Origin of the sequence: Stutzerimonas stutzeri (assembly GCF_013522825.1) — a bacterium.
GTDB classification, from domain to species: domain Bacteria; phylum Pseudomonadota; class Gammaproteobacteria; order Pseudomonadales; family Pseudomonadaceae; genus Stutzerimonas; species Stutzerimonas stutzeri_AK.
In genome coordinates this window covers 40,749-60,253 of the sequence record NZ_JAAMQZ010000013.1, presented here as the reverse complement: position 1 = coordinate 60,253, position 19,505 = coordinate 40,749, and the positions used below count along the sequence as shown (strand labels likewise).

The window sequence follows — 19,505 nt, the reverse complement described above, 5'->3', positions numbered from 1 at the left end:
GCTCAGTTCCCCCGCGCCACGCCATCCGTGCGTTCGATGCGCACCACGTCGCCCTTGTCGCCGCCCAGGCGCAGCTCGGCCGCGCCGAACAGCCGGTCCACGATGTAGTACGGCGAGCGGAAGCGGTAGTTGACCAGTTGCCCATCGCCCTGCGCGCCGATCACGAACAGCGGTGGCAGCTCACCTTGGGCGATGCCGGCGGGAAACTGGATATAGACCTTTTCGCCATCGTCGAAGGCGCGCAGCGGCTGCCACGGCGGATTGCGGCCGCTGATCGCATAGCGAAAGCGAATCTTCTCCAACGAGAGGCCGGTATCGACCGGCGCGCTCGCCTGCGCGGTCTGCGCCTGGCGCTGCAGGGCCAGCATTCGGTCCTTCGGGTAATCCCAGGACACCGAGGCCATCCACGCCTTCTCGGTCGAGGTCAGTTCGACCAGGTAGGTGCGCCGGCTGGTCGTGATCACCAGGTTGGTCTTGAGGTCCGAGCGGATCGGCTTGACCAGCACGTTGACGCGCAGCGCATCGCCGGCGCCACTGGAGGTGTCGCCGACGATCCAGCGTACCGTGTCGCCAGCGGCTACCGTCACCAGTTCCTCACCGGCCTGCAGCGTGATCACCGTCACCCGCCCCGGCGCGGCATAGACCTGGTACAGCGCGCCGTCGCTGTAGGGCCAGACCTGGATCGCATTGACGTAGCCCTCGCGCGTGGGCGCCACCCTCGCCTCCTGGTTCGCACGCGACACCCTCACCTTCTCGTCGGCCGGCTCCGGGGCAGGACTGACCTCGTCCGGCAATGGCTTCATCTGCCCCGGCATCGGCAGCACCTTCGGCACCGCCACCACTTCCACCGGCTTCGGCGGCTCGGGCAACGGCTGCGCCTGCACTGGCTCGTCGAGCGAGATACGCGGCGGCGGCTTGCCCTGGCTGGAGCAGCCGGCCAAGGCCAGCAGGACCAGGGGGAACGCGGATATACGAAAAGACAGGTTCATGGCTTGGCTCCTTCGGACGCATCGAGCTCGCGGCTCCACGACAGCCCGTTGACGTAGATGCCCAAGGGGTTCTTGCGCAAGCGCTGCTCGGTGCGCGGGGTTTGCAGGACGGTGGAGATCACCGCGTTCCAGCGCTCAGTGCCGGCGGGCGCGCCGTTGACGAAGCGCCGCTCCGTCCAGCGCACGTTGAAGGAGGCCTCGCTGGCCCGCACGACGCTGGTGACCTGCACCGTCACCGACTCCTTGCCGACACGGGCGAACGGATCGTTGGTGCGCGCGTAGTCGTTGAGCACGCCCGCGCCACGGTCGGTGGTGTAGTCGTAGGCGTCGAGCCAGTTCTGCCGCACCACGATCGGGTCGATGGACAACGAACGCACCAGCGTGACGAAGCGCGCCAGGTGATAGGCAACCTGTGCATCGGCCGGCCGGTAGGGTGTGGCGGCCTCGCCGACCGCGCGCACCTGGCCAGACCTGTCCACCTCCACCACGTAGGGCGTAACGATGGACTGCGCCGAGCGCCAGACCAGGCCACCCGCCATCAGTAGCGCAAGCGCCAGGCAGCCGAAGGCCATCAGGCGCCAGTTCTTCGCCTGCACGCGGGCCGAACCAATGCGCTCGTCCCATGCCTGGGCGGCGGCCTGATACGGGGTGGCGGGCTGCGGCGCCTCGGCGTAGCGCACCCATGGTCGTTTGAAGCGCATGGCTCGCCCTCCTTATGAGTCCGAATCCCGCAGGCTCGGGCCACTGCCCGATCCACCGCCGTCACCACCGCGCAGCGTGTGCGCGACGGTGGTGGCGGCATGGCCGATCCGCTGGCGTCGCTGCAGGCGCTTGGCCCACGCCGGTTGCGCCTTGGCATCGGCACCCTGGGCCGCATTGCCCAGGGCGGCCGCACTGCCAGCAGATGAAGCTCCGCCACCACCGGCAAACCGGCCCTTGAGCGAGCGCACCCCAGCAGCCAGCTTCGCCCCCGGCGCCATACGCGCGCCGGCCGCAACCGCAGCGCCAACACCGGTCGCGGCGGCGCCGACGGCGACGGCCGTGCCCGCCGCACCGAGCGCTGCGCCCGCCATCGCCCCGGCCCCCAGCTGCGGGCCGCCGGAAATCAGCCCGGTGGCGATGCCCGGGCTGAAGATGCCCAGGGCGAGCAACGCCAGCGAGGCCAGCATGACCACCAGCGCGTGGTCGATGGAGGGCTCGTCGGGATGCACCTGGAACTCGGCGAACAGCCCCGTGCCGATACCGACGATCACCGCCAGCACCAGCACCTTGACGCCCGAGGACACCACGTTGCCCAGCACCTTCTCGGCCAGGAACGCGGTCTTGTTCCACAGCGCGAAGGGCACCAGCACGAAACCCGCGAGCGTGGTGAGCTTGAACTCGATCAAGGTGATGAACAGCTGTATCGCCAGCACGAAGAAGCAGACGATGACCACCAGCCAGGCCAGGAACAGGATGACGATGGGGTCGAGGTTGACGAACACCTCGGGGAAGCCGGTCAGTTTGCCGATCTGCTCCAGGATCGGCGCGCCCGCGTCGATGCCGGCTTTCGCCAGCCGCCCTGGCTGCAAGAAGGCCTCCATGCTGAGCGCGCCGGTCGCCGTCAGGCCCAGACCGGCAAAGGAGCGGAAGACGATGCCGGCCAGCCAGTTGAAGTTGCCGATGATGTAGGCGAAGGCACCGACGTAGAGCACCTTGCGGATCAGCTTCGCCATCACGTCCTCGCCCTGGCCGGTGGCATGACCCAACGCCCAGTACAGCCCGGCGATCGTCATGTCGATGGCGATCAGCGTGGCGGTCAGGAAGGCGACCTCGCCTTGCAGCAGCCCGAAACCGGAATCGATATAGCGCGAGAACGTATCGAGGAAGCGGTCGATGACCGTCACGTCGTTCATGGCGAAGCCTCCATCAGTTCCCGTAGAAGCGGACCGCCTGCGGCGTGTACGGCGTGCCCTCGCCCAGGAAGCGCCGCCGAACCTCGCGGGCGCGCTCGGTCGCCGCCGCGTGCCGCGCCTGCTCCAGCGAGGTCGCGCGATCCTGGGTCAGCTGCAGTTGCTGCGCCTGGATGGACTGCTTGGCCTGCAGGGCCAGCAGTTGGTTGGTCGCCTGCATGGCCTGCAGGGCACCCGTGGCCGATTGGCTCTGCCCCACCAAATCGGCCAGGGCGCTTTCATCCTCGCCCAGGTTCCGCGACACCTGCGCCTGCATGAGCATCGCGGTGTGCAGGCCGTCGAGCGTGTGCGCCCAGCGCTCGCGGGCATCCCGGTACATCTGGTCGCCGCTGACGGTGGCGGCGTACTCCACCGGGTACAGCCGGGCGAACTCGCGGTCGAGGTTCCGCACGTCATACGCCAGCCCCTGCGCCTCGGCGATCAACTGTTCGCTCCTCGCCAGGGACGCGCGCAGCCGGTTGACGACGTTGAAGTCCAGGCTCGCCAGGTTGCGTGCCTGGTTGATGAGCATCTGCGATTCGTTCTGCAGCTGCTGTACCTGGTTGTTGATCTGCTCCAACGTGCGGATCGCGATCAACGTGTTCTGCACAAGATTGGTCGGGTCGATCACGGTGAGTGCCGACACGGGCTGCACGGCCAGCAACGACACCGACAGCGCGACGGCGAGTGACGTGGAAAGCGCACGGATTCTCATGGCGAAACCTCCAAGGCTTGGGCGGCGAGAAAGGGCGCGGACGGCAGCAGCTCGGCCGCCCAGTCGAGGCCGCGATGACGCAGCCAAGCTGCGGCGAAACCCGGCACCCCGGCCTCGCGCAGCACGTCATCGATGGCGCGCTGATCCTGGGGCATCGAGGCGCCGGCGAACGCGAGCGCGACCGGCCCCAGGTCGAGGTCGAACAGGCGGTTGCCCGCGCGGGACTGGTAGTAGTAATCGCGCTTGGGCTGCGCGGTGGCGACGATCTCGATCTGCCGGCCATTGAGGCCGAAGCCCTCGTAGATCGTGCGGATCTGCGGCTCGGTCGCCTGCGGATTGGGCAGGAAGATGCGGCTCGCGCAGCTCTCGATGATCGCCGGGGCGATGGTCGAGTCCTTGATGTCGGCGAGCGACTGCGTGGCGAAGATCACGCTGACGTTCTTCTTGCGCAGCGTCTTGAGCCATTGGCGAATACGCGCGGCGAACACCGGGTCGTCGAGGAACAGCCAGGACTCATCGAGGATCAGCAGCGCCGGCGCGCCGTCGAAGCGCTCCTCGAAACGTGCGAACAGGTAGCCCAGCACGGCCAGCACCGCGGCCTTGCTGGGTATCAGCGCCTCCATCTCGAAGCACTGCACATCGGCCATGCCCAGGTAGTCGAGGTCGGCGTCGAGCAACTTGCCGTGCGCCCCACCGAGCACATAAGGCGCCAGCGCCTGGCGCAGTGCGTTCGATTGCAGCAGCACCGACAGGCCGGTGAGCGTGCGCTGCTCGACCGGCGCACCGGCGAGGCTGCCGAGCGCCGACCAGATGGCCGCCTTTTCGTCCGGCCCGACGGCCACGCCCTCGTGCGCCAGGCGGCCCTCCACCCATTCGGCCGCCCAGGTGCGGTAGCCCGCCTGGTCGATGTGCGCGAGCGGCTGGAAGGCGATCGCGCCATCGGCGCCCAGGTCATAGTGCTCGCCGCCCAGCCCCAGCACCGTCGCCCGCATGGAGCGCCCCATGTCGAAGGCGAAGATGCGCGAGCCGGGGTAGCGGCGGAACTGCAGCGCCAGCGTGGCGAGCAGGACGGACTTGCCCATGCCGGTCGGGCCCACGACCAGGGTGTGCCCCACGTCGCCGATATGGGTCACCAGCCGGAACGGCGTCGCGCCCTCGGTACGGGTGACGATCAGCGGCGGGCCGTCGAGATGAGCGTTGCGCTCCGGCCCGGCCCAGACCGCCGACACCGGCATCAGGTGGGCAAGATTCAGCGTCGAGACGATGGGCTGGCGCACGTTGGCGTAGGCATTGCCCGGCACCGACGACAGCCACGCCTCCACCGAATTGAGGGTTTCCGGGATGGTCACGAAGCCCCGGCCCTGGATGACGCGCTCCACCCTGCGCAGCTTCTCGTCGGCCGTGTCGGCGTCAGCATCGAGCACCGTCACGGTCGCGGTGACGAAACCGAAGGCGACCTGGTCGCTGCCCAGTTCCTGCAGAGCGGCGTCCGCGTCGGCCGTTTTGTTACTGGCGTCGGTATCGACCAGCGGGCTCTCCTGCTGGAAGAGGGTTTCGCGCAACAGCGCCAGGATGTTCTTGCGCTTGGCGAACCACTGGCGGCGCAGACGGCCGAGCTCCTTTTCCGCCTCGGCCTTGTCCAGGCAAAGGAAACGCGTGCTCCAGCGATAGGCGAAGCCCAGCCGGTTGAGGTCGTCCAGAATCCCTGGCCAGGTCGAGGTCGGGAAGCCACGCACCGTCACCACGCGCAGGTGCGCGTCGCCCAGCATCGGCGCCAGGCCGCCGAGCAGCGGCGTATCAGCCAGCAGCGTGTCGAGGTGGAACGGCACTTCCGGCGTGGCGATGCGGTAGCGTCGCGTCGAAATGGTCGCGTGCAGGTAGGTCAGCGTTTCGTCGTCATCGAGCCAGTCGAGCTCCGGCATCACGCCCATGAACAGATCGAAGATGCGTTCGGTCTCCGCGATAAATGCCGTGAGGCGCTCGCGCCAGTCCACGCCGGCGGTTGGCGTGTTCTCGTAAAGCAACCTGGCCGCGCGGGCATGCGACTCCTCTGGCGGCAGGTATTGCAGCGTGAGGTGGTAGCAACTCTCGAAGTGCTCGCCGGACTCCTCGAACGTCGCCCGCCGCTCCTCGTCCACCAGCCACGACAGCGGTTCGGGGAAGTCCGAGTGCGGATAATCCGCCGCCGGCCGGCGCTCGGCCTCGACGAACAGCGCCCAGCCCGCGCCGAGCCGGCGCAGCGCGTTGTTCAGCCGCGCGGTGGTGGTCATCAGCTCGCCTTGCGTCGCGCTGTCGAGATCGGGTCCACGGAAACGCGCCGTGCGCTGGAACGAGCCGTCCTTGTTCAGCACCACGCCGGGCGCCACCAGGCCAGCCCACGGCAGCCAGTCGGCAAGCAAGGCCGGGCGCTGGCGGTACTCGGTGAGGTTCAGCATCGCGGCGCCCTCCCCTCACACGTCCAGCAGCGGTTTGTGCTTGAGGTGCCGGGCGAACACCTGCATGAACTGCGGATCGACGCGCGCGCCCCATACGGCAAGTGCGTGGCCGACCAGCCACAGCGCCAGGCCCGGCAGCCAGAGCTGCAGCCCCAGCCCAACAGCGGCGGCCAGCGTGCCGTTGGCGATCGCTACGGTGCGCGGCGCGCCACCAAGCAGGATCGGCTCGGTCAGCGAGCGGTGCAGTGGCACCTCGAAGCCAGGCAGGTCGCTTGCCGTGCTCATACGACGGCCCCGCCGGAGAAGCTGAAGAAGGACAGGAAGAACGAGGACGCGGCGAAGGCGATGCTCAAGCCGAATACGATCTGGATCAGCTTGCGAAAGCCGCCCGAGGTGTCGCCGAAGGCCAGCGCAAGTCCCGTAGCGATGATGATGATCACAGCCACGATGCGCGCGACAGGGCCCTGGATCGATTCGAGGATGGATTCGAGCGGACCTTCCCAGGGCATCGAGGAACCGGCGGCCCTCGCCGTGCCGACCGTCATCAGCATGACGGCGGCCAGCAGCAAGCCACGCTGCGCGGGGCCGGCCAGGCGGCGCAGGCGTGCAAGAACCTGGACCGGATTTACGGAAAAGCGGAAAGCGGGGGCGCGTGTCGGCGTCATGGCAGTTCTCCAGGCGTGGTCGGGGACAGGAAAAAGGGCGTGAGCTGATCGGCGAGCGGCTCCCCCGGCACCTCCGCCAGGTGGTAACCCGCCTCGTCGAAACCGGTCACGCGGGCGATGCTCTCGATGCGGCGCTTGCGACCGCGGCCGGCGATGAAGACCACCACGTTGACCGCCTCGGCGATCAGCGCCCGCGGTGGATTCACCGCCACTTCGAGCACCAGTTGCTCCAGGCGCAGCAGCGCGCCCAGGGCGGAGCCGGCATGGAGGGTAGCGATACCGCCTGGATGGCCAGTGCCCCAGACCTTGATGAGATCCAGCGCCTCGCCGCCACGCACCTCGCCGACCACCACGCGGTCGGGGCGCAGGCGCATCGTGGCGCGCACCAGCTCGCGCATGGACACCACGCCCGCGCGGGTGCGCAGCGGCACGTGATCACGCGCGGCGCATTGCAGTTCGATGGTGTCCTCGAGCACCAGCACGCGGTCGCCGGTGGCGGCGATCTCCGCGAGCAAGGCATTGGCCAGCGTGGTCTTGCCGGTACTGGTACCGCCGGCGATCAGGATGTTCTGCCGCTCGCGCACCGCGCCGCGCAGGAACTCGGCCTGCGCGGCGGTCATCATCCCGTCGGTCACGTAGCGCTCCAGCGGGATGACGCCCACGGCGCGCTTGCGCAGCGCGAAGGCCGGCCCCGGCGCCGCCGGCGGCAGGATGCCCTCGAAACGCTCACCCGTTTCCGGCAGCTCGGCGGTCAGCAGCGGCTGGCCACGATGCACTTCCGCGCCGACATGCGCGGCGACCAGGCGGATGATGCGCTCGCCGTCCTCCTCGGACAGCTTCGCGCCTAGCGGCGCGCGCCCCGATGACAGGCGATCGACCCACAGCGTCCGGTCGGGGTTGAGCATGATCTCGACCACATCCGGGTCCTCGAGCGCGGCGGCGATCACCGGCCCCATCGCCGTGCGCAGCATGCGGATGCGCCGGTCCAGCGAGGTAGCCGTGGCACTCATGAGGCACGCTCCCGCGCTTCACCCAGCGCCGTCTCGTCCATGTGCGGGCTGTCCGGATGCAGCTCCTCGACCACGTCGCGTACCAGGCTACGGCCGCGCAACAGGTGGCGGCCGAGCTGCTCGACGAACTGCTCGAAGCGTGCCTTGCCCTGGGCCTTGGCCGCCTCCTGATGCGCCTCGGGCACCGGCGTGCTGACGGTCAGGAAGTAGCGCACGAACAGCGCCAGCGTCTCGATCTCGATGGTCTGGTCGCGCTCCAGGCGCTCGAACTGGCGCGACAGGCGATCCAGCCGCTTGGCGATGGCCGCCTCGCGCTGGTCGCCCGCGTCCGGCGACAGCCAGGACGCCAGGGCCGCCGCGACGATGGAGGACTTGGACACGCCCTTCTTGGCGGCCAGCTCGTCCAGGCGGCGGGCATGTTCGGGCTGGATGAACAGGTTGAGGCGGTACTGGCTCATAGCTGGATTCCGTCGTCGGGATCGAGGGAAGCCAGCCGGGCGACACGCTGCATGGCCGGATCGAGCTGGCGAGGGAGAACGGGCTGCAGGTCGTCGTCATCGAGCAGCGCCAGGTCGCTGCAGGCCGGCGCCCGCTCCGGGCTGTAGGCGACGGTCTCGGACAGTTCGGGCTGGTGGCGTGGGCCACCCTCCTCGACGCTGGCGGCCGGGTCATCGTTAAAACCCGCAATCGGTGTTGGCACGTCTGGCATGGCCAGGCCGCTCCAGTCGTCCGCTCGCGCCAGCGGTGCGTCGGCGTAGCGCCCGGCCACGAGGACGGGGGGCGGCAGCACGCGGCGCTTGAAGTTGGCGTCGCTGTAGTAGCGCAGCTTCCTGGCCCTGATCGGCGCGACGCTGGAGATCATCACCACGGCCTCGTCCGGCGGTAACTGCATCACCTCTCCAGGCGTCAGCAGCGGCCGCGCCGTTTCCTGGCGCGACACCATCAGGTTCCCCAACCATGGCGCGAGCCGGTGGCCCGCGTAGTTGCGTTGCGCGCGCAGCTCCGTCGCGGTGCCCAGCGTCTCGGAAATGCGCTTGGCCGTGCGCTCGTCGTTGGTGGCGAAGGTCACGCGCACGTGGCAGTTGTCGAGGATGGAATGGTTTTGCCCGTAGGCCTTGTCGATCTGGTTGAGCGATTGGGCAATGAGAAAGCTGCGGATGCCGTAACCGGCCATGAAGGCAAGCGCCGTCTCGAAGAAGTCGAGCCTGCCCAACGCAGGGAATTCGTCGAGCATCAGCAGTAGCTTGTGGCGGCGCTCGATGCCGTCAGAACCGTCGAGCGATTCGGTGAGCCGCCGCCCGATCTGGTTCAAGATGAGGCGGATCAGCGGCTTGGTACGGCTGATATCGGACGGCGGCACTACCAGATACAGCGACACCGGATGTTCGGCGGCGATCAGATCGGCGATGCGCCAGTCGCACCGCGAGGTGACCTCGGCCACCGTGGGGTCGCGGTACAGGCCGAGGAACGACATGGCGGTGCTCAGCACACCCGAGCGCTCGTTCTCCGACTTGTTGAGCACTTCGCGTGCGGCGGACGCCACTACTGGATGCGTCCCGTCGCCCAGGTGGCGCGTCGTCATCATCTGGTGCAGCGTCACCTCGAACGGGCATGCCGGATCGCTCAGGAAGTTGGCGACGCCGCGCAGCGTCTTGTCCTCGCCCGCGTAGAGCACGTGCAGGATGGCGCCGACCAGCAGCGCGTGAGAGGTCTTCTCCCAATGGTTGCGGCGCTCCAGCGCTCCCTCGGGATCGACCAGGATGTCGGCGATGTTCTGCACATCGCGCACTTCATGCGAGCCGCGCCGAACCTCCAGCAACGGGTTGTAGGCAGCCGACAGGGGGTCGGTGGGATTGAACAGTAGGCAGTGCGAGAACCTTGAGCGCCAACCGGCAGTGGCAGTCCAGATTTCCTTCTTGATGTCGTGGACAACAGCAGAACCTGTCCAGGACAACAGCGTGGGAATCACCAAGCCCACACTTTTCCCGGATCGGGTAGGCGCGAAAGTCAGGACGTGTTCCGGGCCCTCATGGCGCAGGTACTGACCGTCATGCAGGCCGAGGAAGACACCTGCCGGCCGGTCCAGGCCCGCCGAACGGATGTCGGCGGCCTCGGCCCAGCGCGCCGAACCATAGGTCGTGACCAGGCGCGACTGGCGCGAACGCCTGATCGACATGGCGATAGCGACGCCCACGGCCACCATGCCGCTGGCGGCTGCAATGGCGCCACCGATGTCGAAAACCTGTGGAGCATAGGCGCCGAAGAAGAACCACCAGTCGAACAACCGCCAGGGGTGATAGACCGGCGTACCGAAGCAGTCGAACCAGGGCGAGCCCAGGCGTACCTGGTAGCCCAAGGCGGCGGCTGTCCATTGTGTGGCGGTCCACACACCGGCGATCACGATGCCGAATACGGCGGCGATCTGCCCGAACAGCACGTTCGTCCCTTGCATCTCCCGGCTCCCAATCTCTCCAGTGAAGGCAGCAAAAATGCTGGCTGCGTGGTCGAGATTCGGTGCCGGGTCAGTGCCGGTCAAAGACCTTTATCGGGACAAGAATGAACTGGAGAGCATCAATTCATGCGAGAGCAGATGTAGGGAAAACACCGCAAGCACGAGCGCATGGCAGCGTGTAGGGCGAGAACACGGAAGGTGTGTGGAGGCCCCACCCACGATCAGAACTTGGGCGGCTCTTTCGGCGGCGTATAGGGCACTTTCCCATCGCCATAGAACCGTTTGCGCGTGGCCTCGGCCACACGGTTGCACAGCTCGTCACCCAGTTGGGCGCGCTCCAGCTTGCACTGCTGGCGCAGCTCTTTCAGTCGTGCGAGATCGGCCGCGAGCTCATCAACCGTAGGCAACGCCGACGGCGTCGGTGTTTCAGGCTGACCGCAGGCCGCAAGGATCAGGACACAGAGAAACGGCATAATTTTCTTCATGGCTCGATTTCCTCCCTGGTATTGGTCTGGCTAGCGATCTGGACGTCATCCGAAGAATCGATGGTCTGTACCCGCTCGATGAAACGAGCCAGCGTCGCCGATGGTTCACGCGGCGAACGCAGCAGATAGGTCGTAAGCTGGGGAGAACCCCTTAATGCGCGACCCACGACACCCGATTCGCGGCTAGCCGCGATGCACGACTCGCCGGTCAGACCCAGGGCGAAACCAGCCGCGACAAGCGCCATCATCAGGTCGCAGGAGGCCACCTGCTCCGCGACCAGGGGCTCCGCTTCGGTCTGGCGCAGGAAGCGCTCGACCTGCCGTGCATGTCCTTCGCACGCCTGTGGGTCACATAGCACCAGTGGATAACGCAGCAATTCTTCCAACGGAATGCGCTTGTGGGACAGGATGGGATGGCGCTCCGGCACCGCCGCCACCAGCGGCTCGCTCCAGGCCGGAATAGCAACGACGCCATCTCCGACCTCGTCCGACTGGGCGAAGCCCACGTCATAAAGATCGTCATGCAGTCCCTTGATCTGCTGCGACAGCGACACTTCAAACAGGCGAATCTCGACCTCCGGCTCCTCTTGCCGGCATAGCGCCAGAAACGAAGAGAAGCGCAAGGGAGATATCCCGTCCGAGAGAGCCACCCTCAGTTGGCCGCAGTACCCATTCGCGACGGCCTTCACGCTGTCGCGCGCCTGTTGCAAAGCAGTGAATACGCGCGGCACATGCTCCAGAAACAGTCGCCCGGCATGCGTAAGCCTCGTGCTCCGCGTGGTTCGCAGGAAGAGCTGCGTGCCCAGCTCTTCCTCAAGCTCCTTGATCGCACGCGATAACGGCGATTGCTCGATGTGCAACCGTTCAGCCGCGCGAGCAAAGTGCAATTCCTCTGCAACGGCAAGGAAGCAGCGCAGATGCCGAAGCTCCATTGCTTCATCCTCTCCTTCGGTGTGTGCCACTGGCTGATCGGAGATAACACCAGCGCCGGGCACGCTATTCAGCTTCAGCTACCACGACTCAGTAACGGAGATACCGCAAGCCTCTCGAGCCAAGCTGCCCGCATCGGAGATATTGCTCGAGCGGACGGCGGTTTCGGCCATGCTGCTCTGGCTCTACTGGAAGCGGCGAGAAGACTTGAACCACCTCAATCTTAGCACAGCTAAAATATCTTGACAGCGATAAGATTGATTCGTAGCCTGCGCTCCACAAGAAAGCCAGAAGAGGGGCTCCCCTCTGCGGCAATAGCCCGGAAGCCGATGTGCGCTGGCCCGTTCCAGGACGCCCATCGAATACCCAGGAGCAAACCATGACCGCCAGCATGCCTGAGTCGATCCTATCGCCGCGTCCTGCCAGGAACCTTGATTCCAGCGGTACCACGGTAGATCGCGACAAATCCTCCACCTGGGTCATCACCTCTTCCACGGGCGTCCTTTCCAGGACTTTTCCTGTCTAGTCCAAACCCGGCGAAGCACATGAACGGCTTCGCTGCGTGGGCTCGTGTCTGACCCTTATCGCCAAGCAAGAGGTTCCACTATGGCTTCACCCTACGAATGCTTCGAGGTGTCCGTCGAGGACGGCATCGCCCACCTGCAACTGAGCCGACCCGACAAGGCCAACAGCCTGACGAGAGCCTTCTGGAGTGAGCTGCCGGATGCGGTCGACCAGTTGAGCCGCTCAGGCAAGGTGCGAGCAATGGTCATTTCGGCTCAGGGCAAGGTCTTCTGCGGCGGCCTGGATGTGCAGATGTTTTCCTCGGCCAAGGAATTCCACGCTACCAGCCCGCAAGAGCGCGAGATGCTGCAAGCCAACCTGGAACTCATGCAGGGAGCGCTGAATGCCTTGGAGCGAGCGCGCTTTCCGGTCATCGCAGCGGTACAGGGCACCTGCATCGGCGCTGGCTTCGATCTGGTCGCGGCCTGCGATCTGTGCTTCGCCAGCGAGGCGGCGAAGTTCCGCATCGAGGAAACCAACGTCGGCATGATGGCCGACCTGGGCATTCTGCAACGTCTGCCACGGCTGATTCCGGCCGGCGTCGCACGCTATCTGGCGCTGACCGGGGATACCTTGGACGCCGCCGAGGCCTATCGACTCGGGCTTCTGGCCAAGGTCTTCGCCAACGCCGAGGATCTGCTCGCCGGGGCTTTTGCTGCCGCCCGAAGGATTGCCGAGCGCCCGCCAGTGGCAATCAACGGCATCAAGCGCGCGATGCTCTACAGCCGTGACCACGGCGTCTATGAGTCCCTGCAACACACGGTGCTGCTACAGAGCGCCATCCTCAGCGGCCAGGACATCCTTCGCTCCGTCGGGGCACGCGCGTCGGGTACTTCTGCGCAATTCGCCGACCTGATCGAACTGCAGAAAACCTTCTGAGTTTTTTTGACCAAATCTTATCGCTGATAAGTTGGAGATAGGTGATGAAGTATTACGATGCCGTGGTGATCGGTGCCGGCAACGCCGGGCTGACCGCCGCGACCGCGCTGCAGAGGGGCGGCAGTCGCACCCTGCTGGTCGAGCGCCACAACATTCCGGGGGGCTGCGCGACATCCTTCGTGCGCGGCAACTTCGAGTTCGAGGTCGCGTTACATCAGCTCAGCGGCCTGGGTACCGAGGACAAGCCGTTCGTGATGCGCAAGTTCTTCGACAAGCTAGGGGTGATGGACAAGGTCGAGTTCATCCAGGAACACGCGCTGTATCGCCTGGTCGTACCCGGTGAACTCGATGTCACCCTGCCGGCCAGTTGGTCCGGCATTCGCCGCCTGCTGCAGGAGATGTACCCGGCAGAGAGCGAGGCCATCGAACGCTTCATGCTGGTCTGCGAAAAGGTCAGCCTGGAAAGCTTCATGACCCTGCCCCAGGCCAGTCGCGCCAACAGTGAAGCCATGCTCAAGTCGATGTGCCCGTATTTCGTGCAATACGGTTTCCGCCCGGCCAGGGAGGTGCTGGATGAGTTCTTCCAGGACGCCAAGCTGAAGCACATCCTCGCTACCTACTGGCTCTACCTAGGCGTGTCGCCGAGCATGCTGCCGTTCTCCGACCTGGCCGTCATGCTCTACGCCTATGCGGTGTTCAAACCCTGGCACATCAAGGGCGGTTCCCAGGCCATGTCGAGCGCGTTGATCGAGTCGTTCCTGGAAGCAGGCGGCGAGGTTCGTTTCAACTGTGCGGTGGAGAAAATCCATACCCAGGATGGGCGCGTCAGCGCTGTCGGCCTGGAAGGTGGCGAGACGGTGACCTGCGCGGCGGTGGTGTCCAACGCCAGCCCGCTGATCACCTTCAACGAGCTGCTCGACCTCGACCGCCCTCCGCTGAAGATCCAGCAGGACTTCAAGTCACGGCGCATGGGCACTTCGGCCTTCGTCATCTATCTCGGGCTGGACTGCCCCCCCGAAGAACTGGGGGTCACCACCGCCTCCAGCTTCATCTACGAGACCCTCGACGAGGAGCAGATCCACGCACGCATGGGCAGCCTGGAGCCTCCGCTCGGCGGCATGCTCACCTGTTACAACCTGGAAGATCCGAGTGCCGCGCCAGCAGGCAAGAGCCAGGTAGTGCTGGTCTGCCTGCAATACGGCGACGTCTGGAAATCCGTGGCGCCGGAGCACTACGCGCAAACCAAGTACGAGTTCGCCGAGAAGCTCATCGCGGTCATCGAGAAGGTATACCCGAAGGTGCGCCAGCATATCGAGGAGGTCGAAGTAGCCACGCCGCTGACCATGATGCGCTATCTCAACACACCGGGCGGCGCCATCTACGGATTCCAGCAGAGCGCGGAGGACTCGGCCCTGCTGCGCGAACGCCTGGATGCCGTGCCGGGACTGTATTCGGCTGGTTCCTGGACGTCGATGGGTGGATTCCAGCCGGCCTACATGGCTGGCGAATCCACCGCCCGCGCGGTCCTCAAACAACTCAAGGAGAAGGAGGTGGAGCATGCCTGAGCAGAATCCGTTGCATCTGATCGCCGGCTACTCCGCCGCCGCAGAGGCCAAACTTGCTCTGGAACAGAGTGGCAGCGACTTCTATGAATTACGCGGTGAAGTAGGCAGTACCGTTAGGCAACTGCATCCCAAGCGCCTGGCGCTGGAAGTCGCCGAGATCATCGAGGATACGCCCAGCACCAAGACCCTGCGTCTGGTGGCAGCCGACCGCCAGATACTGCCGCCCTTCCAGGCCGGGCAGTACATCAACCTGTTCGTCGAGATCGATGGAGTTCGGACGGCCCGCCCTTATGCCATTTCCTCCTCGCCCTCGCAGCGGGCGTACTACGACCTGACGGTGAAACGGGCCAAGGGCGGCTTCGTCTCCAACCACCTACTCGACCGGGTGGCGGTGGGGCAGCGCCTCACCAGTTCGGGACCGATGGGCACCTTCCACCACAACCCGCTGTACCACGGTGACGATCTGGTGTTCCTCGCCGGCGGTTCCGGTGGCGCACCGGCGCGCAGCCTACTGCTGGATATCCTCGATCGCGGCCTGCCTTACCGCTTCCACCTCGTCTACGTGAACAGCTACATCGACGACGTGATCTTTGATGACGAGCTTCGTGGATTGGCCAATCGTCACGAGAACTTCACCCTGAGCGAGGTCATCTCCCGCCCGCCCACCGGCTACTGGGGCTATACCGGCCGCCTGACAAGTGAGTTGCTGCAACGGCTGGTAGGCGACATCGGCGACAAGATGTTCTACGTCTGCGGGCCCACCCCCTTCAACGACAACTGCGTGGCGCTGCTCACCGGACTGGGCGTCGCCCGTCGACGCATCCGCGTCGAGGCCAATGGCGCGCCCAAGGCACCGCACGAACAGGCCGGTTGGCCGGAGGGTGTGGCGCTGGAGGACGAAGTGCAGATCACCGTGCAGGGCCGCGGCAGCTTCCGCAGCAAGGTCGGCGAGCCACTGCTCAACGCCCTGGAGCGCAACGGCTACTTCGCAGAGAACGCCTGTCGCTCGGGCGAGTGCAGCCTGTGCCGGGTCAAGCTGGTGTCGGGCCCGGTGTTCAACCCGCAGGAGGCGCACCTGCGCAAGTCCGACCGTGACTTCGGCTGGATCTACTCCTGCGTCGCCTTCCCCACCGGAGATATCGAGATCCAGCTCTAGCCGCCGTTGCCGCCCGGATCGTCGGACGGCGCGAGCACTACCTGCACAGAACAAGAACAAGGAGCACTAGCCATGCCCATCTCCAATCCATGGGAACAGAGCTATCCATCGAACCTGCGCGGCTACCGCGTCGACCCGCAGGCGCTGCGGGGCAGCGTCGCCGACTTCGCCCGTCAGGGCGCCGAGCGTTTCGCCGGCGCAGCGGCCTTCACCATCGTGCTGCCCAATGGCCTGCATGCCGACCTGTCCTTCGCCGAGGTCGACCAGCTGTCCGATGCCTTCGCCGCCTACCTGCTGAAGCAGCAGGGGCTGAAAAGCGGCGACGTGGTGGCGATCCAACTGCCCAACAGCCTGCACTATCCCATTGCCGTGCTGGGCGCCTGGAAGGCCGGGCTGATCGTCACCAACGTCAACCCGCTGTACACCGCGCGCGAGCTGGAGGCACAACTGGTCGACAGCGACGCCAAACTGCTGGTCGCCTGCGACCTGTTCGTCGGCCGCGCCGAGGCGGTGATTGCCGAGAAGGGTGTGCGCCTGGTGACCACCAGCCTGGGAGACTTCTTCCCGCCAGCCGTCGGCGCCGCGATCCAGCAGAATCTGGCCGCCGAAAGCGGCGGCGACCTTACCCCGCGCATCGCCCACCAGCGCTTCAGCGAGGTTCTGGCCATCGGCCAAGGACAGCTACCGGCACAAGCCGAACCCCATCCCGTGGCGCTCTACCAGTACACCGGCGGCACCACCGGGCGCAGCAAGGGCGCCGTGCTGAGCCATGCCAACCTGCTCGCCGTGCTGCGCATGGCGGAGGACTACATCAGTGCCCATGGCGTGCATATCGAGACCGGCGAAGCGATCGTCACCGTGCCGCCGCTGTACCACATCTTCGCCTTCAACTTTAACTTCCTGCTGTTCTTCCGCCGCGGTGGACGCAACCTGCTGGTGCCCAATCCCCGCCCGCTGTCCAACGTGTTCCCGGCGTTCGACAAATTCCCGGTGCGCTGGATGACGGGAGTGGACACGCTCTATGCCGGCCTCCTGGCGGAACCCTGGCTGCAGGCCAATCCCCCCAAGCTCAAGCTGGCCGTTTCCGGCGGCACCTCGTTGCGGCCGAGTACCGCCGAACGCTGGCAGGCGGTGGTCGGCCCGATCCTGGAAGGCTACGGGCTGACGGAAACCAGTTGCTTCGTGTCGTTCAACCCGCCGGGGCCGACATCGCGGCCGGGCACCGTCGGCCTGCCCATGCCCGGGAGCGAGGTGCGCATAGCGGACGCCGAGGGACGCGAACTCGCGCCGGGAACGCCTGGTGAGTTGCTGGTGCGTGGCCCGCATATCGTCGAACGCTACCTGAACCGTCCGGACGAAACCGCCGAGGCCTTCGCCGACGGCTGGTTCCGTACCGGCGACATCGCGGTGATGGACGAGCAGGGCTACATCCGCATCGTCGACCGCAAGAAGGACATGATCCTGGTCTCGGGCTTCAACGTGTATCCCAACGAGGTGGAAGACATCATTGCCGAACACCCGGACGTGAGCGAGGTGGCGGTGATCGGCGTGGCGGACGACGCCACCGGCGAAGCGATCCGCGCCTTCGTCGCGCTGCATCGGCCCGGCCTGGACGACGAGGCGATCATCCGCCACTGCCGCGAACGCCTGACCGCCTACAAGGTGCCGAAGCAGATCGTCTTCCGCGAGCAACTGCCCAAATCGCCCATCGGCAAGATCCTCCGCGCGGAATTGCGCGCCGGACGCTGAGTGCGCAATCGGTTTAGGCCACATGAACCCGAGCTTGATATGGCCGGCGGGATGCCCACGACATCCCGTTCTTTTTATCCAGTGCTAACAGAGCTATCGATCTACTCGACGCGGGCCGATGACGCTGCGGTTCTGCCGCACGACTGGCTTCAGTCCGGGAAGCCGTGCGGCGGAGTACCGCAATGATCCATCGTGGCCGTCTTCGCCGATTCGATCCCGACTGGGCCGCGCGCCAGGCTATGCTCGAGTTCTGGCGACACGGCTACGCCGGAGCAACGCTGGCCAGGCTCAAGTCAGCCATGGGCGGCATCTGCTCTCCGAGCCTGTATGCCGCCTTCGGCTCCAAAGAGCTCCTGTTCCGGCGCGCCATCGATATCTATCTACGCGAGGAGCTGCTGCCCACCCGACAACTCCTGCAGGACGGCGGCCCCGTGGCCGTACGACGGTTCTTTCGTCAGGTGGTGCTGCGTTACACCGCGGAGGGCAAGCCCAGGGGCTGCCTGGTCGAGTCCTGCCTCGCCGAGCGCGAGCTGAACGGTACGAACGCCGAGCGCCTGCTTGCCCAGCAGCGGGCGGATACGCTGCAGGCACTGCGGACCTGTCTAGATCGTGGACTGCTCGAGGGCGAGTTGTCGGCAGCGGTCGACCCATTGCGCCTGGCTCGCCTACTGATCCTGTTCCTGCCTGTACTTTCCAGCCAGGCGCGAGAAGGGACACCGCGAGAAGAGCTGATGGCACTGGCAGAGGATCTGCTAGCCTGCGCACTGCTGCCGGGCAAGAAGGTCAATCCCGAGCAGCCCTAAAGGCCTGCGCCGCCCGGATGGCCATCACAAACCTGTTATTGCCGGCGGACTTCTACGTGCACCGCTTGCAGGAAGTCGGCAGCCAGATAATGCGCCCATGAACGTGCGGTGAGACCTGCAAGATAGGCGCAATGGCTACCGCGTGTGGTAACGGCCAGCAGTGTTCTGGGCATGCGCGCCATAGCCTGCTGATGATCCCTCACATTACCCACCACGCAGACCGGATCGTCCTCGGCGTTGAGAACCAGCAGCGGCACGCTGACCTTTTCCATCACCATCATAGGATTGCAGTTGTCCAGGAAAGCCTGCTGGCTGGGATAGCCGGCACACTCATACAGGTGTCGGTGAAACTCATCCAGGCTCTGCGCATCTTCCAGCGATGCGAGGCTGGGCAAGTGCGACAACGCCTGGCGGTTCGGGGTAACGAACTGGCGCACCAGTTTCCTGGCCATCAATCGGGTATAGGGGGCCCGTGATCGCGCGAAGGCAACCCGAATGTCGTAACCCGGGCAGTAGGCGAAAGCTCCCCGCAGCGGAGTATCCATCCCCTGCTCTCCCAGATAGCGGATCAACAGGCCGGAGCCAGCCGAGATGCCCGCAGCGTAGAGCGCCGACTGCGGATAGCGTTCGCCGACCAGCCGCAATTGCTCACGCAGATCGTCGGTATCGCCCATGGTGTTGAACCTGGGGCTGGTCAGCGGCAGCTCACCGTGACCACGACGCTCGCACAGCACTACTCGCCAGCCCGTCAGCCGCTGCAAGTCGCGCACGAAGCCCCGCATGCTGTGTGGTGAGCCGGTGATGGTATGCAGTACCACCAGAGTCGGCACCTGCTCCGGCAGCTCTGCCCCGAGCCAGTGCAGCGCCGTGGTGCCGCCGTCGGCCATGCGCAGGGTATCGACCCGGTCGTAGTTCAATCTTGGAGCAAAGGTCTTCTTCAGCCCCAGTCCGAGAAGTTGCAGGTGTCCATTGAACAGCCACGGCGTCGCCCAGAAGCGCCGGGTCAGACGCGGGACCTGGGCAATCAAATTCTGGTTCTCAGTGTTGGGCTGATAGATCAGCTGCGGCCTGCGCGCTGCCGTGCACAGATAGTAAGCACCGAACCCAGCAGCGAGCACGGACAAAATGGTGAACCAGGTCGACATCAGATGTCCTCAATCAACGAACGAGCAATTGC

18 protein-coding genes are annotated in these 19,505 nt (G+C 65.7%); 5 read left to right on the top strand and 13 right to left on the bottom strand.

Going from position 1 to position 19,505, the window contains the following annotated elements; translation table 11 throughout:
- Positions 1-2 precede the first annotated feature (2 nt).
- The 12 genes from trbG to G7020_RS10220 all read right to left on the bottom strand — a co-directional run bounded on the left by trbG (position 3) and on the right by G7020_RS10220 (position 11,614).
- Positions 3-989, bottom strand: coding sequence for a P-type conjugative transfer protein TrbG (trbG, locus tag G7020_RS10275; protein ID WP_181084039.1), 987 nt, complete (start codon positions 987-989; stop codon positions 3-5).
- A complete protein-coding gene (trbF, locus tag G7020_RS10270; RefSeq protein ID WP_181084037.1) occupies positions 986-1,690 on the bottom strand; it encodes a conjugal transfer protein TrbF in 705 nt (234 codons plus the stop codon). The genes trbG and trbF overlap by 4 nt, the downstream gene beginning before the upstream one ends.
- 12 nt (positions 1,691-1,702) lie before the next feature.
- On the bottom strand, positions 1,703-2,884 hold the full coding sequence (gene trbL, locus G7020_RS10265) for a P-type conjugative transfer protein TrbL (protein WP_181084035.1): 1,182 nt from the start codon (positions 2,882-2,884) through the stop codon (positions 1,703-1,705).
- 13 nt (positions 2,885-2,897) lie between these two features.
- Positions 2,898-3,635 carry a P-type conjugative transfer protein TrbJ gene (trbJ, locus tag G7020_RS10260; RefSeq protein WP_181084033.1) on the bottom strand — a complete coding sequence of 246 codons (738 nt, stop codon included), beginning with the start codon at positions 3,633-3,635 and terminating at the stop codon, positions 2,898-2,900.
- Positions 3,632-6,070 (bottom strand): conjugal transfer protein TrbE, encoded by a 2,439-nt coding sequence (gene trbE, locus G7020_RS10255; protein ID WP_181084031.1) that lies wholly within the window; start codon positions 6,068-6,070, stop codon positions 3,632-3,634. Before trbE ends, trbJ begins: the two co-directional genes overlap by 4 nt.
- A 15-nt stretch (positions 6,071-6,085) precedes the next feature.
- On the bottom strand, positions 6,086-6,355 hold the full coding sequence (locus G7020_RS10250; RefSeq protein WP_034032010.1) for a VirB3 family type IV secretion system protein: 270 nt from the start codon (positions 6,353-6,355) through the stop codon (positions 6,086-6,088).
- A complete protein-coding gene (locus tag G7020_RS10245; RefSeq protein WP_181084029.1) occupies positions 6,352-6,735 on the bottom strand; it encodes a TrbC/VirB2 family protein in 384 nt (127 codons plus the stop codon). The genes G7020_RS10250 and G7020_RS10245 overlap by 4 nt, the downstream gene beginning before the upstream one ends.
- Positions 6,732-7,745, bottom strand: coding sequence for a P-type conjugative transfer ATPase TrbB (trbB, locus tag G7020_RS10240; protein ID WP_181084028.1), 1,014 nt, complete (start codon positions 7,743-7,745; stop codon positions 6,732-6,734). The genes G7020_RS10245 and trbB overlap by 4 nt, the downstream gene beginning before the upstream one ends.
- On the bottom strand, positions 7,742-8,203 hold the full coding sequence (locus tag G7020_RS10235; protein ID WP_181084026.1) for a ribbon-helix-helix protein, CopG family: 462 nt from the start codon (positions 8,201-8,203) through the stop codon (positions 7,742-7,744). The genes trbB and G7020_RS10235 overlap by 4 nt, the downstream gene beginning before the upstream one ends.
- Positions 8,200-10,197, bottom strand: a complete 1,998-nt coding sequence (locus G7020_RS10230; protein ID WP_181084024.1) for a conjugal transfer protein TraG — start codon at positions 10,195-10,197, stop codon at positions 8,200-8,202. Before G7020_RS10230 ends, G7020_RS10235 begins: the two co-directional genes overlap by 4 nt.
- Before the next feature lie 221 nt (positions 10,198-10,418).
- Complete coding sequence (locus tag G7020_RS10225; RefSeq protein ID WP_181084022.1) at positions 10,419-10,682, bottom strand: EexN family lipoprotein; 264 nt, start codon at positions 10,680-10,682, stop codon at positions 10,419-10,421.
- Positions 10,679-11,614 carry a LysR family transcriptional regulator gene (locus G7020_RS10220; protein WP_181084163.1) on the bottom strand — a complete coding sequence of 312 codons (936 nt, stop codon included), beginning with the start codon at positions 11,612-11,614 and terminating at the stop codon, positions 10,679-10,681. Before G7020_RS10220 ends, G7020_RS10225 begins: the two co-directional genes overlap by 4 nt.
- Positions 11,615-12,218: 604 nt before the next feature.
- On the opposite strand from G7020_RS10220, the gene G7020_RS10215 reads away from it, so the two are divergent.
- The 5 genes from G7020_RS10215 to G7020_RS10195 all read left to right on the top strand — a co-directional run bounded on the left by G7020_RS10215 (position 12,219) and on the right by G7020_RS10195 (position 18,328).
- Positions 12,219-13,055 (top strand): enoyl-CoA hydratase-related protein, encoded by an 837-nt coding sequence (locus G7020_RS10215; protein ID WP_181084021.1) that lies wholly within the window; start codon positions 12,219-12,221, stop codon positions 13,053-13,055.
- A gap of 44 nt (positions 13,056-13,099) precedes the next feature.
- Positions 13,100-14,620 carry a phytoene desaturase family protein gene (locus G7020_RS10210; RefSeq protein WP_181084019.1) on the top strand — a complete coding sequence of 507 codons (1,521 nt, stop codon included), beginning with the start codon at positions 13,100-13,102 and terminating at the stop codon, positions 14,618-14,620.
- Complete coding sequence (locus G7020_RS10205; RefSeq protein WP_181084017.1) at positions 14,613-15,776, top strand: FAD-binding oxidoreductase; 1,164 nt, start codon at positions 14,613-14,615, stop codon at positions 15,774-15,776. Before G7020_RS10210 ends, G7020_RS10205 begins: the two co-directional genes overlap by 8 nt.
- A gap of 72 nt (positions 15,777-15,848) precedes the next feature.
- Positions 15,849-17,525 carry an AMP-binding protein gene (locus tag G7020_RS10200; protein WP_181084015.1) on the top strand — a complete coding sequence of 559 codons (1,677 nt, stop codon included), beginning with the start codon at positions 15,849-15,851 and terminating at the stop codon, positions 17,523-17,525.
- A gap of 182 nt (positions 17,526-17,707) precedes the next feature.
- Positions 17,708-18,328, top strand: a complete 621-nt coding sequence (locus tag G7020_RS10195; protein WP_181084013.1) for a TetR/AcrR family transcriptional regulator — start codon at positions 17,708-17,710, stop codon at positions 18,326-18,328.
- A 35-nt stretch (positions 18,329-18,363) separates the two neighbouring features.
- On the opposite strand, the gene G7020_RS10190 is transcribed toward G7020_RS10195, so the two are convergent.
- Entirely contained in the window at positions 18,364-19,473 is a 1,110-nt protein-coding gene (locus G7020_RS10190; RefSeq protein WP_181084011.1) for a YheT family hydrolase, read from the bottom strand.
- Between the last annotated feature and the right edge of the window lie 32 nt (positions 19,474-19,505).

Excerpts from the sequence above, each read along its gene's own strand:
- trbG (WP_181084039.1), bottom strand. The coding sequence starts at position 989 with ATGAACCTGTCTTTTCGTATATCCGCGTTCCCCCTGGTCCTGCTGGCC.
- trbF (WP_181084037.1), bottom strand. The coding sequence starts at position 1,690 with ATGCGCTTCAAACGACCATGGGTGCGCTACGCCGAGGCGCCGCAGCCC.
- trbL (WP_181084035.1), bottom strand. The coding sequence starts at position 2,884 with ATGAACGACGTGACGGTCATCGACCGCTTCCTCGATACGTTCTCGCGC.
- trbJ (WP_181084033.1), bottom strand. The coding sequence starts at position 3,635 with ATGAGAATCCGTGCGCTTTCCACGTCACTCGCCGTCGCGCTGTCGGTG.
- trbE (WP_181084031.1), bottom strand. The coding sequence starts at position 6,070 with ATGCTGAACCTCACCGAGTACCGCCAGCGCCCGGCCTTGCTTGCCGAC.
- G7020_RS10250 (WP_034032010.1), bottom strand. The coding sequence starts at position 6,355 with ATGAGCACGGCAAGCGACCTGCCTGGCTTCGAGGTGCCACTGCACCGC.
- G7020_RS10245 (WP_181084029.1), bottom strand. The coding sequence starts at position 6,735 with ATGACGCCGACACGCGCCCCCGCTTTCCGCTTTTCCGTAAATCCGGTC.
- trbB (WP_181084028.1), bottom strand. The coding sequence starts at position 7,745 with ATGAGTGCCACGGCTACCTCGCTGGACCGGCGCATCCGCATGCTGCGC.
- G7020_RS10235 (WP_181084026.1), bottom strand. The coding sequence starts at position 8,203 with ATGAGCCAGTACCGCCTCAACCTGTTCATCCAGCCCGAACATGCCCGC.
- G7020_RS10230 (WP_181084024.1), bottom strand. The coding sequence starts at position 10,197 with ATGCAAGGGACGAACGTGCTGTTCGGGCAGATCGCCGCCGTATTCGGC.
- G7020_RS10225 (WP_181084022.1), bottom strand. The coding sequence starts at position 10,682 with ATGAAGAAAATTATGCCGTTTCTCTGTGTCCTGATCCTTGCGGCCTGC.
- G7020_RS10220 (WP_181084163.1), bottom strand. The coding sequence starts at position 11,614 with ATGGAGCTTCGGCATCTGCGCTGCTTCCTTGCCGTTGCAGAGGAATTG.
- G7020_RS10215 (WP_181084021.1), top strand. The coding sequence starts at position 12,219 with ATGGCTTCACCCTACGAATGCTTCGAGGTGTCCGTCGAGGACGGCATC.
- G7020_RS10210 (WP_181084019.1), top strand. The coding sequence starts at position 13,100 with ATGAAGTATTACGATGCCGTGGTGATCGGTGCCGGCAACGCCGGGCTG.
- G7020_RS10205 (WP_181084017.1), top strand. The coding sequence starts at position 14,613 with ATGCCTGAGCAGAATCCGTTGCATCTGATCGCCGGCTACTCCGCCGCC.
- G7020_RS10200 (WP_181084015.1), top strand. The coding sequence starts at position 15,849 with ATGCCCATCTCCAATCCATGGGAACAGAGCTATCCATCGAACCTGCGC.
- G7020_RS10195 (WP_181084013.1), top strand. The coding sequence starts at position 17,708 with ATGATCCATCGTGGCCGTCTTCGCCGATTCGATCCCGACTGGGCCGCG.
- G7020_RS10190 (WP_181084011.1), bottom strand. The coding sequence starts at position 19,473 with ATGTCGACCTGGTTCACCATTTTGTCCGTGCTCGCTGCTGGGTTCGGT.